Genomic DNA, 14,773 nt, shown 5'->3' on the forward strand with positions numbered 1-14,773 from the left:
CCGGGGACGGGGATGTTCGGGCTTGCGTGGTCCCGAGCTTCGAGCCCCGCGGAGGGGAAGTCAATCCGTGGACGGTCACTCCCAGTCCGTGAACAACCGGTGTTTCAGCCCGTGGAACGGCGGACCACGGCGTCCGCGGCCCGGATACCCTGCCGCAGCACGAGCAGCGGGTTGACGTCCAGTTCGACCAGCCACTCCGCCGCCGAAAGGGCGTATGCGGCAACGGCTTCCACGGCGTCGAGCACGGCTTCGAAGTCACCCGGCGGGCCGCCGCGGTGCCCCGCGATCAGCCGGAACGCTCTCAGCCCGCGGACGGCGGCCGCGAAGTCGTCCCGCGTCGCGGGCAGCAGCACAGTCGTGGTGTCGGCGCCCAGCTCGACGAGCGTGCCGCCGCTGCCGACGGTGAGCGCGAGCCCGAACCGCGGGTCGGCGCGCACCCCGACGAGCAGCTCGGCGACCACGCCGGTGACCATCCGCTCCACGAGCAACCGGGTCGAGATCGTCGTCAGCTCCTTCGCCGCGAGCCGGACGGCTTCGGCGTCACGCAGGTCGAGCCGGACCGCACCGGCTTCGGTCTTGTGCGCCAGTGCGGGCGAAACCGCCTTGAGCACCACCGGGAAGCCCACCGCTTCGGCCGCGTCGACGGCTCCGTTAGCGTCGGTGAGCACGACTTCCGGCACCGGCAGGCCCCAGGCCCGTAAGTCCTTTTTGGACTGCCACTCGTCGAGCTGGACCACCGGCCCTCGTGCGCTCGAAACGGCCAGGGGGCCGGGCTCCGGCCGGGCGCGGGCCCGCCCGATCCCGGCCGCCGCCGCGACCGCGTCGAGGCAGTCCCCGAGGCCCTGCATCGGAGTGATCCCCGCGGCGAGCAACCGCTGCGCCAGGGGTTCCGGCAGGTTTTCCGGCAGGGTGCTGACGATGCTCGCCGCGGCGCCCGTCGTCCGGTGCGCGACGACGAATGCGTCCACTGTGGACGTGAACTCGGCCGTGCGGCAGCGGTCCTCGCGCGGGACGTCGAGCACCAGCAGGTGGTGGTCCGCGCCGGCGGTCAGGAGTGCGGTGAAGCAGGCTTCCTGCGCGGGCGTGTCACCCCAGATGTAGGTGTGGTAGTCGAGCGGGTTGGCCACGGCCACGCGGTCACCGAGCACTCCGGCCAGGCGCTCGCGGGTGGCGGCCGGGAAGTCCGGCAGGGTGAGCCCGCGCCCGGCCGCGGCGTCGGCGACCAGCGCCGCTTCCCCGCCCGAACAGCTCGCCGACACGATCGACGTGCCTGCGAGCGGGCCGTGGACGTGGAGGAACTTGAGCGTCTCGACGAGGGACGGCAGGCTGCGCACACGAGCGATCCCGGCGCGCGCGAACAACGCAGAGTCGAGGACATCGGACGTCGCGAGCGCGCTGGTGTGGCTCGCCGTCGCGCGGGCGCCGAGCTTCGACGTCCCCGCCTTCAGGGCGACCACCGGCACTCCCCGCGTGAGGGCTCGTCTTGCGGCCGCGCACAGCGCCGCCGGGTCGTCGATCCCTTCCAGGTACAGGCCGATCGCGGTCACGCGGGGATCGGCGGCGAGGGTGTCGAGCAGCTCCGGAACCCCGGTCACGGCGGCGTTCCCGACGGTCGCCAGGCAGGCCAGCGGGAGCGACCGCCGGTGCATGGACAGGTTGTGCGCGACGTTCCCGCTCTGGCTCAGCACGGCGACCCCGCGGCCGACCCGCGTCCCGCCGTGCTGCTCCGGCCACAGCGCGACGCCGTCCAGGTAGTTCACGTAACCGAGGCAGTTGGGCCCCAGCACCGGCAGGTTCCCGGCCGCTTCGCGCAGTTCGGCCTGGAGGCCGGCGTCGCCGGCTTCGGCGAACCCGGACGCGTGGCAGACGGCGCCCCCGGCCCCGCGCGCGGCCAGCGCGGCGACGAGGTCCACTGTGGACCGGGCGGGCACGGAGAGGAACGCCGCGTCGGGCGCCGCGGGCAGGTCCGCCACCGACCGGAAGCACGGCAGTCCGGCGAGCTCGGCGCGGCGCGGGTGCACCGGCCAGATCTCGCCGGGGTAGCCGAGCGCCCGCGAGCGCGTCACGACCTCGGCCGCCGCCGCGCCCCCGGCGACCACCACGTGCCGCGGCGCGAGCAGGCGGCGCAGCCCGGCGCTCACGCGCCCAGCGGGCGCAGCAGCGACCGCGCGATGATGTGCCGCTGGATCTCGCTGGTGCCGTCCCAGATCCGCTCGAGCCGCGCGTCGCGCCAGAACCGCTCGACGCGCGTCTCGGCCATCAGGCCCAGCCCGCCGAAGACCTGGATAGCCTGGTCGGTGATCCGGCCGAGCGTCTCGGAGGCGAACAGCTTGGCCATCGCGACGTCGCGGTCGCTCAGCCGCCCCTGGTCGAAGTTCCAGGCCGCGCGCAGGGTGAGCAGCTCCGCCGCTTCCAGCTCGGTGGTGAGGTCGGCCAGCGGGAAGGCGATGCCCTGGAAGCGCCCGATCGGCTGCCCGAACTGCTCGCGCCGGGCGGCCCACTCGGTGGTCATGTCCAGCACGCGCCGGCCGCGTCCGACGCAGGTGGCGGCGACGGACAGCCGGGTCGAGCCGAGCCACTCGTTCATCAGGTCGAAGCCGCGGCCCTCCTCGCCCAGCCGCTTCCCGGCGGGCACGCGGACGTCGTCGAAGAGCAGCTCGCACGTGTGGTACCCGCGGTTGGACACGCAGCACGCGGCCTTACGGACGGTCACGCCGGGCGTGTCGAGGTCGACGAGGAACCCGGTGATCCGCTTCTTCCCGGTGTCTTCGACGCCGGTGGCCGCGAAGAGGATGACGAAGTCGGCGACGTCGGCGTGGCTGATGAAGTGCTTGCCGCCGGTGATGACGTAGTCGCCCCCGGCGCGGACGGCGCGGGTGGTCATCGACCGGACGTCGGAGCCGGCGCCGGGTTCGGTCATCGCGAGGCAGTCGGTGCGGTCGCCGCGCACGGTCGGCAGCAGGTACTCCTCGCGCTGCGCGCCTTCGCAGGCGAGCAGGATGTTGCTCGGCCGCGCGACCAGCGAATGGAGGGCGTACGACGCCTTCCCGAGCTAGCGTTCGGCGAGCGCGACCCCGACCCCGTCGAGGCCGCCCCCGCCGACGTCGGCGGGCATGTTCGGCGCGTACAGCCCGGCTTCGAGCGCGCGTTTCCGGATCTGCGCGGCGAGCTCCGCGGGGACCTCGTCCAGCCGTTCGACCTCGTCTTCGTGCGGGTAGAGCTCGGTCCGCACGAAGGCGGCGACCGTGTCGGCGACCATCCGCTGCTCGTCGGTGAGGGCGAAGTGCATGCCAAGACCTCCGTCGCATAATGTGCGATGCTCGTTCGTAATGCGCGACGGTACGGACGGGCGCGGTGAGCCGTCAAGCGTCCGAACGGGCGCTCGCTAGGCTGCCCGCCGAGGGAGGACCCGCATGGAGGACAAGGGAACCGGGCGCGTCCAGTCGGTGGACCGGGCGGTCGCGCTGGTCGACGCGGTCGCCGACGCCGGCCCGCTCGGCGAGACCGCGGCGACGCTCGCCGAGCAGTGCGGCCTCAACCGCGCGACAGCGTGGCGGCTGCTGGCCACCCTCGAACACCACGGCGTCCTCGAACGCGACCCGGCGAGCAACCGCTACACGATCGGCCTGACCGCCGACCGCTGGGCCGCGGGCGCCGGCGTCGACGGCCTGGTGCGGCGCGCGCACGACACCGTCGTCTCGCTGTCCGAGCAGACGGGCGAGACGGCGAACCTGGCCGTGCCACGGCAGTTCGGACTGACCTATGTGGACGAAGCCGTGCCGTCGGCGGTGCTTTCGGCGCGCTGGCTGGGCTGGCAGGCGCCGCTGCACGCGACGTCGACCGGCAAGGCGTTCCTCGCCGCGTTGCCCTGGTCGGAGGTCGCGAACCTGCTGCCGGAGGAGCTGACGCGCTACACGGACTCGACGATCGTCGACCGCGACCGGCTGCGCGCCGAGCTGGGCGGCGTGCGCGAGCGGGGGTACGCGCTGAGCGTCGGCGAGATGGAGACGAACCTGTACGGGGTCTCGGCCGCCGTGCTCGACCGGCGGCGCCGGCCGCTGGCGGTGGTCAGCGTGTGGGGCGCGCTGACGGCCACGGTGTCGTTGGCCGCGCTGGGCGAGCTGGCGACGAAGGCGGCGGCCTCGATCGAGACCGCCGTCAGCCGCCGAACATGACCTTCCACTCGTCCAGCGACCGCGGCCGGTAGACGAAGTTGGTGCGCTTCACCTCCGACAGCGCGGCCGACGGCTCGGCCGAGTACTGGTGCCCGGGGTAGACGACGGGATCCCCGGCCAGGCCGGCGAGCGCCTGGAGGCTGCGGTAGATCTCCTCGGCGTCACCCCCGGGGAAGTCGGTGCGGCCGCAGCCCTCGAGGAACAGCGTGTCCCCCGAGACGAGCTTGTCCTCGACGAGGAAGCACTGGCTGCCCGGGGTGTGCCCGGGCGTGTGCAGCAGCCGGATGGGAATGCCGCCGACCTCGAGCACGTCGTCGTGGTCGTGCGCGCGCAGGTCGGAGTCGGACACCCCGGTGACCCGGCGGACCCACTCGCTCTCGGCCCCGTTGACGTGGATCGGCACCGGCTGGAGGGCGAGCAGCTCGGCGATGCCGGGCAGCGAGAAGCCCATCATGTCACCGCCGACGTGGTCGGGGTGGTGGTGCGTGGCGAGCACCCCGGTCAGCCGCATCCCATCGGCCTCAAGGACCCCCAGCAGATCCTGGACGGCGTAGGCCGGGTCGACGAGCACCGCGTCCCGCGTCTCCCGATCGCCGATGAGGTAGGCGAAGTTCACCATCTGCGTCGCCACGGGATCCCCGACAGCGAAGTCCCGCCCGGCGAGCAGCTGCCGGAAGTAGAGCCGATCTGCCATGGCCACACCCTACGGGGCAGGGGTCCGAGCGCCGGGCGGTGCCCGGTGGGCAACAGTGCGATAACGGGCATCGGGTTGGTGAAACACCGCGGCGGCGAGCACGACCTGATCACCGTGACCGGTCCCGTCCCCTCCGTCGGCTTGACCGCCTTCGTCGCCGACTCACTCGAGCCCATCTCCTGGATCGCCGCCCTGGTCAGTCTCTTTTTCGCCGGGGGATCGGCCTACCTTGCCCGGCGGGACCAGAGGTCCGCTTCCGCTGCGGCAACGGCCGCGGTCCCGAAGGAAAGCCTCGCCGATCGCATCGAAGCACTGCGCTCGAACCTCAAGCAGTCGACCGTCTTGATGGACGAGATCAATGCCGAACTCGGCCTCCGGACGGCGGCGCTCGACCGCATTCGACGGGAGGCCGAAGAGAACCGGCGGCTGGCCGCGCTGCACGCCGACGAGGCCGAAGCCGTGAAGAACCTCGTCGCCAGCACGATCGAAGGTGCCCGGGCTCAAGCCGAGAAGCCCGCGAAGCGGCAGCAGTGGCTGTTCTTCCTGGCCGGGCTCTTCTTCTCGATCCCCCTCGGCGTCGGCGTCAACTTCCTCTACGACCTGATCGCGCACTGACGTCACTCCGCCGCCCACTGGTGGGCGCTCCCCTGGTGCAGGGCCGCGTAGACGCGGTCGCGCAGGACGTTCGCCTCGTGGTCGGACAGCGTGGTGCCCAGCGGGCGGAGGACCAGCCTCACCAGCAGGTTCTTCTGGTCCGGGCGGGCGCCGAGGCGAGCCAGCGCCCGCGGTGGCAGCTGCGCGCACAGTGTCTCCTGACGGATCTCTACCGACTCCACGACGGCCGAATCTTCGCCGAGCGCCTCGCGGACGCGGTCGCCGAGGTCCTCGGCGCGGTCGTCCGCCGCGACCACGATGGACAGGTCGCGGCGGACCGGCGGAAGCGATGACACCGGCCGGTAGGGCGCGAGGTCGGTGAGCTGCGCGGCGACCGCCGGGTCGGGTGAGCGCAGGAGGCGGATGTCCGGGACGCCCTTGAGCAGCATCAGCATCCGGTCGAGGCCCAGGCCGAGCGCGAGGCCCGACCAGCCGTCGCGCAGGCCGGCGCGCTGGAGGACAGCGGGGTGGGCGAGCCCGCACTCGGCGATCTCGACCCACTCGCCGTCGTGGTCGACGTCGAGCTGGGCGCCGTCCACTGTGTACGGATGGCGGCGGTCCTCGAGCCGCCAGTTCCGGTTCGGCAGCAGGGCTTTCAGCAACGACGTCACCATGTCTTCCAGGTCCGCGCGGCTCAGCGGCCGGCGGGTGAGGCGCCACAGGTCGAGCTGGTGCGGGGTGCCACTGTGGAGCCGGTCGATGCTGTCGCGCCGGTAGACGACGCCCGGGCAGACGAGCAGGACGTCGTCGGCCGGGCTCGCGGCCAGTGCCCGCAGCGCGGCCGGGACCATCGCGCTGGAGTGGCTGCGCAGCATGTGGCCGCCGTCGACGTAGCGGGTGTAGCGCGCGTCGCGGGTGACGTCGGCCGGGTCGTAGCCGAGGTTGTCGTAGTTGTCGGCGACCGTGACAACGCGGTCGCCGGGCCACCGCCGGACGGCGCAGTCCCACCGGCCGGCCACCACGGCGACGGCGCGATCGACGACAAGCTGGACGGCATGCGGCCCGGCGGCCGGATCGGTGAGATCACGGACGGCGAGATCACGGATGAGCTGGGCGCGGGTGAGGGTTGCGGGCATGACGGACCTCCGGAGCGTGCGGGTCGGCTGAGGGAGATGCGCTCCCCCTGGCCCGGACACCCGGCAGGTCGGTGCAACGGCGATCGTGGCGGATCGGACGGGCGCCGTTCAGGCAGCGCCCGCCGCGCGCGTGGCACCGAAACCCCGCTGGCACCCGGAAAGGGCCAGAGGGCCGGTAAATCGGCGGTATCCCGCGACGACGGCCACGGAGTCAGGTTAGCGAGCCGGTCACGCGATTTTCCGCGACGACCGCAGGTCACGTCAGCCGCGCACAAGCGCGCACCGCCGCCTTGTCCTCGCCGCGCAACAGACCGAGCGACCCCGCCCAACCACCGCGCCCGCGCACGCAGGGCAACCTCGCCTGCGCCGTCCCGCCGACCGAGCGACCCCGCCCAACCAACCGAACCGGCCCACCCAGCAGCCGCCCCAACCTCACCCCTCCCTCACTCACCCACCTCCCCATCCGCCAACTCCCGCAGCACATCCAAATGCCCCACATGCCGCGCAGTCTCCTGAACGACATGCGCCACCACCCACCGCACCGTGAACTCCGACCGCCGCCGGGTCTTGTCGTCCGGGCCCAACCTCCGCAGCGACTTCTCCGCCCGGGCCCACTCCGCGCGATACGCCGCCACCACCGACGCCGGAGTGTCCTCAGGAGCCAAATCCCAGCTCGGGTCCGGTGTCCCCACCCACAGCGACGGCAGGTCCACTCCCCCCGCCTCGATCGACAGCCACCACCGCTCGACCGCCGTCAGGTGCTTCAGCACCCCCAGAGCACTCAACCGGGGTGACGTCGGCAGCGGGGTCGCCGCCGCTTGGTCGCGGGTCAGGCCCGCCACCTTGTTCACCGCCGTCGCACGGAGGAACTGCAGGAAGTCCAGCTGGAGGCGCAGCTCGTCGGTGGCCAGCGGGGCAGGCCACGACCGATGCGTCTTCGAACTCGTGTTCGACATGACCGGAACCTACCCCACGGGTCCGACAAAATAGAGTGATCGGCATGTGGTGGGGTCTGCTCTGCGCCTTGGGCGCGGCATGTGCGTACGGCGTCGCGTCCGTGATGCAGTCCGTCGCCGCGCAGGCGACCGAGACGGGCGGCGACGGCGTCGACCCGAAACTGCTGGTGCGCGTGCTCGGCCAGTGGAAGTTCGTGCTCGGGCTGTCGCTCGACGTCCTCGGCTTCGTCGCGCAGATCGTCGCCCTGCACGTGCTGCCGTTGTTCGTCGTGCAGGCCGCGCTCGCCGCGAGCCTCGCCGTGACCGCCGTCGCCGCACGGTTCCTCGGTGTCCGGCTCGGACGGCGGGAGTGGGCCGCCATCGCCGTGGTGTGCGCCGGGCTCGCGCTGCTCGGCGCCGCCGCGGAAAGTGAGGGGTCGGACCCCGTCGGGCTCGGGTTCCGGCTGGTCCTGATCGGTGCGGTGGTCGTGCTGGCCGGCGCCGGGGTTGCTGCGGGGAAGGCGCCACGCCGGGTGCGGACACCCGCGCTCGGGCTCGTCGCCGGGCTCTGCTTCGGTGTTGTCGCGATCTCCGGGCGGATCATCCCCAGCCTCGCGCCGCTGGACCTGCTCACCGACCCCGCGACCTACACCGTCGCGGTCGCGGGCGGGCTCGCGATGCTGTTCTACGCGACAGCCCTGCAACGCGGGAGCGTCACCACCTCGACCGCGATGATGGTGCTCGGCGAGACGGTGTTCCCCTCGCTGGTCGGCGTGCTCGCGCTCGGCGACCGGACGCGGCCCGGGTTCGTCGTGGTCGCGATCGCCGGGTTTGCGCTCGCCGTGCTGGCCGCGCTGGCGCTCGCCCGGTTCGGGGAGCCGGCGACCGAATCGCGAACTGAGACGAAGCCGACCGTTTCCCCGTGAGTTCCTTACTTAGACTAGCCTTACCTATCCATAGAGCTGGACAGGGAGGCGCGGGTGAGCACGACCGGACGGGAAGTCCTCCGCCGTTCGATCGCCGGGCAACGGAAGTCGGTGGCGCTCGCGTCGCTGCTGACCGCGGGCCATCAAGGCGGTGAGGCGCTGGTCCCGGTGGTGATCGGCGTCGTGATCGACCAGGCGGTCGCCGGGGGGTCGGTGGGCACGCTGCTGCTCTGGCTGGCGATCCTGGCGGTGATCTTCGCCGGCCTGTCGACCAGCTACCGCCTGGGCGCCCGCTTCGGCGAACGCGCCGCCGAACGCGCCGCCCACGACCTGCGGCTCGACGTCGGCCGCCGCGTGCTGCACCCCGGTGGCGGCGCGGAGTCCGGCAACCTCGCCGGTGAGCTGGTGAGCATCGGGACGTCGGACGCGAAGCGTGTCGGCCAGCTCAACAGCGTGCTGCCGTTCGCCGTCGCCGGGCTCGCCGGGCTGCTCGTCAGCGCCGTCGTGCTGCTCACGATGTCGGTACCGCTCGGCCTGCTGGTGCTGCTCGGCACGCCGCCGATGCTCTACCTCGCGCACCTCGTCGGAAAACCCCTCGAGCGCCGCAGCGAGGCGGAGCAGGAACGCTCCGCCTTCGCCTCCGGCATCGCCACGGACCTCGTCGCGGGCCTGCGGGTGCTCAAGGGCGTCGGCGCGGAACGCGCGGCCGTCGACCGCTACCGGCGGACCAGCCAGGACTCACTCAGGGCGACGCTGAGAGCCGCCCGCGCCCAGGCCTGGCACAACGGCGCGCTGCTCGGCCTCACCGGCATCTTCATCGCCCTGGTCGCGCTGGTCGGCGGCAACCTCGCCGCGGCGGGCGACATCAGTGTCGGCGACCTGGTCGCCGCGGTCGGGCTCGCGCAGTACCTGATCACGCCGTTCTCGATCTTCGCCTGGGTCAACGGCGAGCTCGCGCAGGGCCGGGCCTCGGCCGGGCGCATCGCCGACGTGCTCACCGCGCCGCCCGCGGTCGGCGAAGGTTCCGCGACGCTGCCCGAGCCGTCGAGCGGCCATGTGCGGCTGTCCGCGCTGAGCCGCGGCGCCCTGCGTGAGGTCGACTTCGAAGCACGGCCGGGCGAGCTGCTCGGGGTGGTCGCCACCGACCCCGCCGCCGCGACCGACCTGCTCGACTGTCTCGGCCGCGCCGCCGATCCCGCGGCCGGCTCGGTGTCGGTCGACTCGGTCGACCTGTCCACTGTGGACCCGAGCCGGGTCCGGGAGGTGGTGCTGGTCGCCGCGCACGACGCGGACCTGTTCGCCGGGACGCTCGCCGAGAACGTCGAAACCGGGCCTCGCAGCAGCGAGGCGATGGCCGCGGCCGCCGTCGATGAGGTGGCGAGCGCGCTGCCCGACGGCGTCGCGACCGCCGTCACCGAACGCGGGCGGTCGCTGTCGGGCGGCCAGCGCCAGCGGGTCGCGCTGGCACGCGCGCTGGCCGTCGACGCGCCGGTGCTCGTGCTGCACGACCCGACGACCGCGGTCGACACCGTCACCGAAGCCCGCATCGCCGCGGGCCTGGCCGAGCTGCGGCGTGGCCGCACGACGATCCTCGTGACCACCAGCCCGGCGCTGCTGGCCGCCACCGACCGTGTCGTCCTGCTCGACGACGGGCGGATCGCGGGCGAAGGCAGCCACCGCGAGCTGGCCGGTCGCGCCGACTACCGGGCGGTGGTGCTGTCATGACCCGCGAACTCCTCCCCGTCGCCGACGGCCGCCGGATCCGCGCCGTCGTCGGCGAGCTGCTCGGCCGATCCAAGGGCCGGGCGACCGCCGCGGCCACGATGCTCGTCGCCGCCACCGCGATCGGCCTGCTCACCGCTCCCCTGCTCGGCCGCGTGGTCGACCTCGTCGCGACGCGCCACCCCGCGAGCGATCTCGTCACGCCCATCGTCGGCCTGGTGCTGGTCGCGCTCGCCCAGGCGGTCGCGACGGCGATCGGCGTCTCGATGGTGGCGCGCCTCGGCGAGACGATCCTGGCCGAGCTGCGCGAACGGTTTGTCGAGCGCGCCCTCGGCCTGCCGCTGGAACAGCTCGAGCGAGCCGGCTCCGGCGACCTCACCGCCCGCGTGACGAACGACGTCTCGGTGGTCGCGGAAGGCGTCCGGCAGGCGCTGCCCGAACTGGGCCGCTCGGTGCTGACGGTGCTGCTCACGCTGGGCGCGCTGGCCGTGCTCGACTGGCGGTTCCTGCTCGCCGCGCTGGTGGCCGTGCCGATCCAGCTGTGGACCGTCCGCTGGTACGTGCCGCGCGCGAAGCCGTTGTACGCCAGCCAGCGCGAGGCCGTCGGGGCCCAGCAACAGCAGCTGCTGGACACCATCGGCGGCGCGAAGACCGTCCGCGCGTTCCGGCTGGCCGACACCCACCTCGACCGGGTGCGCCGGCGGTCCGACACGGCCGTCGACCTGGCGCTGCGCGGGATCCGGCTGGTGACGCGGTTCTACGCGCGGCTCAACCTGGCGGAGTTCGTCGGGCTGTCGGCGGTGCTCGCGATGGGGTTCCTGCTCGTCGGGGCGGACGCGGTGACGGTCGGTGTCGCGACAGCGGCGGCCCTGTACTTCCACAGCCTCTTCGGGCCGATCACGACGGCGCTCGCGCTGGTCGACGACGCCCAGGCGGCCGCGGCCAGCCTCGCGCGGCTCATCGGCGTGGCCGACCTGCCCGCGGAAGCGGAGCCCGCGCACCCGGTGCGTCCGGCCGACGCGTCGGTGAAGACGGCGGCGGCCGGCTACTCCTATGTGGACGGTCATCCGGTGCTGCGGGACATCGACCTCGGCGTCGCGCCCGGTGAACGTGTCGCGCTGGTCGGCGCGAGCGGGGCCGGGAAGACGACGCTGGCCAAGCTGATCGCCGGCATCCACCGCACCGACACGGGTTCGGTCACGCTCGGCGGCGTCGGGCTGGACGAGCTGGGCCCCGAAGCCACCCGCCGGACGGTGGCGCTGATCAGCCAGGAGGTCCACGTCTTCGCGGGCCCGCTCGCCGACGACCTGCGCCTCGCGCGCCCGGCGGCGACCGACGCCGAGCTGCGGGCCGCGCTGGCGAAGGTGGGCGCGCTGACCTGGGTCGACAGTCTGCCGGACGGCCTCGCGACGGTGGTCGGCGAAGGCGGTCACCAACTGACCGTGACGCAGTCCCAGCAGCTGGCCCTGGTCCGCCTGGTGCTGGCCGACCCGCCGATCGCAATCCTCGACGAGGCCACGGCCGAGGCGGGCAGCGCGGGGTCGCGGGTGCTGGAAGCCGCGGCCGCCGCAGCCCTGGAAGGCCGGACCGCGCTGGTGGTCGCGCATCGCCTCACCCAGGCGGCGGCGTCGGACCGGATCGTGGTCCTCGACGCGGGCGCCGTGGTGGAGTCCGGGACGCACGACGAGCTGGTCGCTGCCGGAGGTCAGTACGCGACGCTCTGGGCGGCCTGGTCAGGGCAGCGTGCCGGTCACCCGGTCGCTTCGGCGAGCGCGTCCAGCACCGCCGCGACGGCGGGCGGATCGGGCGGATCGCCGTAGGTCGCGGCGTGGATCCGGCGGCTGACGCCGGTCTCCGTCGTGTGGATGCCGGGACGGCGGTGGGCTTCGAGCGCGAGGCCGGGCAGGATGGCGACACCCGCGCCGGCGGCGACCAGTGACTGCACCACGACCATGTCGTCGCTGAGCGAGGCGATGCGAGGGGTGAAACCGGCCCGCTCGCACACCGTGTCCAGCTCTTCCCGGCACCGGGCGCAGCCGCCGATCCACCCGGAGTCGCGGTGGTTCTCCAGGCGGTCGCCGGGTTCCCGGGTGACGAGGTGGATCGGATCGTCACCGAGGTGACGCAGCCGGAAGCCCTCCTCGCCCGGGCCTGCGACGTGGTTGAACACGACCGCGATGTCGATTTCGCCGTGGCGCAGCATGCGCAGCGCTTCGACCGGGTGCTCGTCGACGAGGCTCAGCTGGAGTCCCGGATGCACCAGCGCCAGCTTCTCGGCAGCTTTCGGCACGATCGTGGCCAGCGTCGAGGCGTTGGCGGCGAGCCGCACCACCCCCGCCCGCAGGCCGACCTGCGACGCCAGCTCGGTGGCGGCCGCGTCGACCCGGCCGACGATCTCCGCGGCCCGGTGGGCCAGCAGCCTGCCCTCCGGGGTCAACCGGATGCCGCGGCCGACCCGCTGGACGAGCCGGGCGCCGGTGGCGGCCTCCAGCCGGGACAGGTGGTGGCTCACCGACGGCTGCGAATAGTGCAGCTCACGCGCCGCCTCGGTCACCGAGCCGTGCCGCGCCACCGCGGCCAGCACCTCGAGCTGGACCAGGTTCAGCATTCATCAACATTATCAATGTGTCGGCGCCCGGTTTGGCATTGGACGCCATGGGTCCGGCCCGCCAAGCTGGTGCCCATGACGACGGTGACCTGCGACCTCACGATCTCCCTCGACGGCTACGCCGCCGGGGTGAACCAGACCGAACAGCGCCCCTTCGGCGACGACGGTGGCGACGGCTGGGGCGACAAGCTGCACGCCTGGTTCGGCGAAGGCGCCGAGACGCACCCGGACGAGTTCGCGAGGATGATGACCGCCAAGGCGTTCATCATGGGCCGCAACATGTTCGGCCCGGTCCGCGGTGACTGGGACCGGCCCTGGACCGGCTGGTGGGGCGACAACCCGCCGTACCACGGCCCGGTCTTCGTGCTCACGCACCACCCGCGCGACCCGCAGCCGATGGAGGGCGGCACCACGTTCCACTTCGTCACCGACGGGATCGAGGCCGCCTTCGCCCGCGCCCGTGAGGCGGCCGGCGACGGGGGCATCTCCATCCACGGGGGCGCCCACACCGTGAACCAGTACCTCGCCGCCGGGCTGATCGACGAAATGCGGCTGCACGTCGCCCCGCTCATGCTCGGCGCCGGGTCCCGGCTCTTCGACGGCGTCCCGCCGCTCGACCTCGAGCAGATCGACGCGCGGGCCGCGAAGTCGGTCACGCACCTGCGTTACCACGTCCGGCACTGACAGCGCCGGGAACCCGGGCGGGCTCCCGGCGCCGCGGTGCTCAGTCGTCCATGGCGTCGGCCAGGGACTTCGGCCGCATGTCCGTCCAGTTCGCTTCGACGTGGTCCAGGCACGCCTGCCGGCCCGCGGGACCGAAGGCGACCGTCCAGCCCGCCGGGACGTCGACGAACTCCGGCCACAGGCTGTGCTGGTTCTCGGCGTTGACCAGCACCAGGTAGGTGCCGTCGGGGTCTTCGAACGGGTTGGTCACGGGAGCCTCCTCAGGCGGTGATGTCGGTGCGGGCGCCCTTCACGACGTCGGCCAGCTTCTGGACGACCGGGGCCGCGAGCACCGGGTTGAACCGCGGTTCGGTCGACCAGTCGGCGACCTGGTTCGCCTTCACCGGGGCCAGCTGCGCCCACGTCGGGATCGCCCCCAGCTGCTGGCGCGACAGGGCGAAGGTACGGCTGTCGGACAGGATCAGGTCGGCCGGGTACTTGCCGGCCTGCTCCCAGCTGAGCGTCTCGAAGTACTCGTCCGGGCCGGCGCCGTCGACGATGTCCATGCCCAGCTCGCGGTAGTAGGCGAGGTCCGAGAAGAACTCCGGCTTGCAGACGTAGAGGTTGTCCTTGTCGCTGGAGACGACGAGGACCTTGAGCCCGGGCTTGCCCTTGAGCGCGGCCTTGAGGTCGTCGGACGCCTTCTGGAAGTCGTCCTTGCCCTTCTTGATGGCCGCGGAGTTAGCGTCGCCGCCCAGCGCCACGGCGAGCTGCTCGTAGCGCTCGATCACCTTGGGCAGCGTGACCTTGTACTCCGACATCGCGACGATCGGCGCGATCGCCTGCACCTTGGGGCCGAGGTCGTCCTTGAGCACCCACAGGTCGGTCGGCTTGGCGCCGGTCAGGCCGGTGACGACCAGGTCCGGCTTGAGCGCGGCGAACTTCTCCATGCTGAAGTCGTCCCAGGCGTTGCCGATCGAAGTGACGGCGTTCAGGTCGATGTTGCCGGCCTGGATCTCCTTGCCGCCGTCGGCCGTCTTCTGCGGGCCGAACACGCCCAGCGGGTGGACGCCGTAGTCCCAGAGGGCGGCGGCCGAGCTGGCGTAGGCGACGACGCGGGACGGCCGCTGGTCGCGGGCGGCCTTCTGGCCGCGGTCGTCGGTGAACTCCCACGGCCCCGAGGCGGCGGCCGCCGGCTTGTCGCCGCCGCTGCCGCACGCGGTGAGGACCGCGGTCGCCGCGAGGCCACCTGCCCCGATCAGGAAGCCACGACGGCCGAACCCGGCTTGAAACACGGACATGAGAACCTCTCACCAGTCT

15 protein-coding genes are annotated in these 14,773 nt (G+C 72.9%); 6 read left to right on the forward strand and 9 right to left on the reverse strand.

Annotated features, from left to right (window positions below; translation table 11 throughout):
- Positions 1-104 precede the first annotated feature (104 nt).
- The 3 genes from ACZ63E_RS31335 to ACZ63E_RS31345 form a co-directional block, all read right to left on the reverse strand.
- Complete coding sequence (locus tag ACZ63E_RS31335) at positions 105-2,141, reverse strand: acetate--CoA ligase family protein (protein ID WP_465339740.1); 2,037 nt, start codon at positions 2,139-2,141, stop codon at positions 105-107.
- Positions 2,138-2,950, reverse strand: coding sequence for an acyl-CoA dehydrogenase family protein (locus ACZ63E_RS31340; protein ID WP_465339741.1), 813 nt, complete (start codon positions 2,948-2,950; stop codon positions 2,138-2,140). The genes ACZ63E_RS31335 and ACZ63E_RS31340 overlap by 4 nt, the downstream gene beginning before the upstream one ends.
- Positions 2,951-3,052: 102 nt before the next feature.
- Entirely contained in the window at positions 3,053-3,289 is a 237-nt protein-coding gene (locus ACZ63E_RS31345; RefSeq protein ID WP_465339742.1) for an acyl-CoA dehydrogenase family protein, read from the reverse strand.
- Between the two features lie 124 nt (positions 3,290-3,413).
- Between ACZ63E_RS31345 and ACZ63E_RS31350 the strand changes: the two genes are divergently transcribed.
- On the forward strand, positions 3,414-4,175 hold the full coding sequence (locus ACZ63E_RS31350; protein ID WP_465339743.1) for an IclR family transcriptional regulator: 762 nt from the start codon (positions 3,414-3,416) through the stop codon (positions 4,173-4,175).
- On the opposite strand, the gene ACZ63E_RS31355 is transcribed toward ACZ63E_RS31350, so the two are convergent.
- Positions 4,159-4,869 (reverse strand): MBL fold metallo-hydrolase, encoded by a 711-nt coding sequence (locus ACZ63E_RS31355; RefSeq protein WP_465339745.1) that lies wholly within the window; start codon positions 4,867-4,869, stop codon positions 4,159-4,161. The genes ACZ63E_RS31350 and ACZ63E_RS31355 overlap by 17 nt on opposite strands.
- Positions 4,870-4,914: 45 nt before the next feature.
- Here ACZ63E_RS31355 and ACZ63E_RS31360 point away from each other — a divergent pair, with 45 nt between their 5' ends.
- Positions 4,915-5,484: a hypothetical protein gene (locus ACZ63E_RS31360; protein WP_465339746.1), complete on the forward strand. Its 570-nt coding sequence runs from the start codon at positions 4,915-4,917 to the stop codon at positions 5,482-5,484.
- Positions 5,485-5,486: 2 nt separating this feature from the next.
- Here the strand turns inward: ACZ63E_RS31360 and srmL are convergent, their stop codons facing one another.
- Both srmL and ACZ63E_RS31370 read right to left on the reverse strand, forming a co-directional pair.
- On the reverse strand, positions 5,487-6,599 hold the full coding sequence (srmL, locus tag ACZ63E_RS31365) for a PheS-related mystery ligase SrmL (RefSeq protein WP_465339747.1): 1,113 nt from the start codon (positions 6,597-6,599) through the stop codon (positions 5,487-5,489).
- Between the two features lie 443 nt (positions 6,600-7,042).
- Positions 7,043-7,555, reverse strand: a complete 513-nt coding sequence (locus ACZ63E_RS31370) for a DinB family protein (protein ID WP_465339748.1) — start codon at positions 7,553-7,555, stop codon at positions 7,043-7,045.
- A gap of 44 nt (positions 7,556-7,599) precedes the next feature.
- On the opposite strand from ACZ63E_RS31370, the gene ACZ63E_RS31375 reads away from it, so the two are divergent.
- From ACZ63E_RS31375 to ACZ63E_RS31385, 3 genes are read left to right on the forward strand one after another with little or no spacing between them, the layout of a single operon-like run.
- Positions 7,600-8,460 (forward strand): DMT family protein, encoded by an 861-nt coding sequence (locus ACZ63E_RS31375; protein WP_465339749.1) that lies wholly within the window; start codon positions 7,600-7,602, stop codon positions 8,458-8,460.
- Between the two features lie 54 nt (positions 8,461-8,514).
- Positions 8,515-10,185, forward strand: coding sequence for an ABC transporter ATP-binding protein (locus tag ACZ63E_RS31380; RefSeq protein WP_465339750.1), 1,671 nt, complete (start codon positions 8,515-8,517; stop codon positions 10,183-10,185).
- Positions 10,182-12,002: an ABC transporter ATP-binding protein gene (locus tag ACZ63E_RS31385; RefSeq protein WP_465339751.1), complete on the forward strand. Its 1,821-nt coding sequence runs from the start codon at positions 10,182-10,184 to the stop codon at positions 12,000-12,002. Before ACZ63E_RS31380 ends, ACZ63E_RS31385 begins: the two co-directional genes overlap by 4 nt.
- Here ACZ63E_RS31385 and ACZ63E_RS31390 read toward each other — a convergent pair.
- Positions 11,933-12,790: a LysR family transcriptional regulator gene (locus ACZ63E_RS31390; protein ID WP_465339752.1), complete on the reverse strand. Its 858-nt coding sequence runs from the start codon at positions 12,788-12,790 to the stop codon at positions 11,933-11,935. The genes ACZ63E_RS31385 and ACZ63E_RS31390 overlap by 70 nt on opposite strands.
- Positions 12,791-12,865: 75 nt before the next feature.
- Here ACZ63E_RS31390 and ACZ63E_RS31395 point away from each other — a divergent pair, with 75 nt between their 5' ends.
- Positions 12,866-13,474 (forward strand): dihydrofolate reductase family protein, encoded by a 609-nt coding sequence (locus tag ACZ63E_RS31395; RefSeq protein ID WP_465339754.1) that lies wholly within the window; start codon positions 12,866-12,868, stop codon positions 13,472-13,474.
- A gap of 40 nt (positions 13,475-13,514) precedes the next feature.
- Here the strand turns inward: ACZ63E_RS31395 and ACZ63E_RS31400 are convergent, their stop codons facing one another.
- Both ACZ63E_RS31400 and ACZ63E_RS31405 read right to left on the reverse strand, forming a co-directional pair.
- The gene (locus ACZ63E_RS31400; RefSeq protein WP_465305384.1) at positions 13,515-13,724 is read right to left on the reverse strand and encodes an MbtH family protein; all 210 of its coding nucleotides are present in this window, start codon (positions 13,722-13,724) and stop codon (positions 13,515-13,517) included.
- 10 nt (positions 13,725-13,734) lie between these two features.
- Entirely contained in the window at positions 13,735-14,754 is a 1,020-nt protein-coding gene (locus ACZ63E_RS31405; RefSeq protein ID WP_465339756.1) for an ABC transporter substrate-binding protein, read from the reverse strand.
- Between the last annotated feature and the right edge of the window lie 19 nt (positions 14,755-14,773).

The organism is Amycolatopsis sp. NPDC104819 (assembly GCF_055583145.1).

Excerpts from the sequence above, each read along its gene's own strand:
- ACZ63E_RS31385 (WP_465339751.1), top strand. The coding sequence starts at position 10,182 with ATGACCCGCGAACTCCTCCCCGTCGCCGACGGCCGCCGGATCCGCGCC.
- ACZ63E_RS31345 (WP_465339742.1), bottom strand. The coding sequence starts at position 3,289 with ATGCACTTCGCCCTCACCGACGAGCAGCGGATGGTCGCCGACACGGTC.
- ACZ63E_RS31375 (WP_465339749.1), top strand. The coding sequence starts at position 7,600 with ATGTGGTGGGGTCTGCTCTGCGCCTTGGGCGCGGCATGTGCGTACGGC.
- srmL (WP_465339747.1), bottom strand. The coding sequence starts at position 6,599 with ATGCCCGCAACCCTCACCCGCGCCCAGCTCATCCGTGATCTCGCCGTC.
- ACZ63E_RS31355 (WP_465339745.1), bottom strand. The coding sequence starts at position 4,869 with ATGGCAGATCGGCTCTACTTCCGGCAGCTGCTCGCCGGGCGGGACTTC.
- ACZ63E_RS31405 (WP_465339756.1), bottom strand. The coding sequence starts at position 14,754 with ATGTCCGTGTTTCAAGCCGGGTTCGGCCGTCGTGGCTTCCTGATCGGG.
- ACZ63E_RS31350 (WP_465339743.1), top strand. The coding sequence starts at position 3,414 with ATGGAGGACAAGGGAACCGGGCGCGTCCAGTCGGTGGACCGGGCGGTC.
- ACZ63E_RS31370 (WP_465339748.1), bottom strand. The coding sequence starts at position 7,555 with ATGTCGAACACGAGTTCGAAGACGCATCGGTCGTGGCCTGCCCCGCTG.
- ACZ63E_RS31390 (WP_465339752.1), bottom strand. The coding sequence starts at position 12,790 with ATGCTGAACCTGGTCCAGCTCGAGGTGCTGGCCGCGGTGGCGCGGCAC.
- ACZ63E_RS31395 (WP_465339754.1), top strand. The coding sequence starts at position 12,866 with ATGACGACGGTGACCTGCGACCTCACGATCTCCCTCGACGGCTACGCC.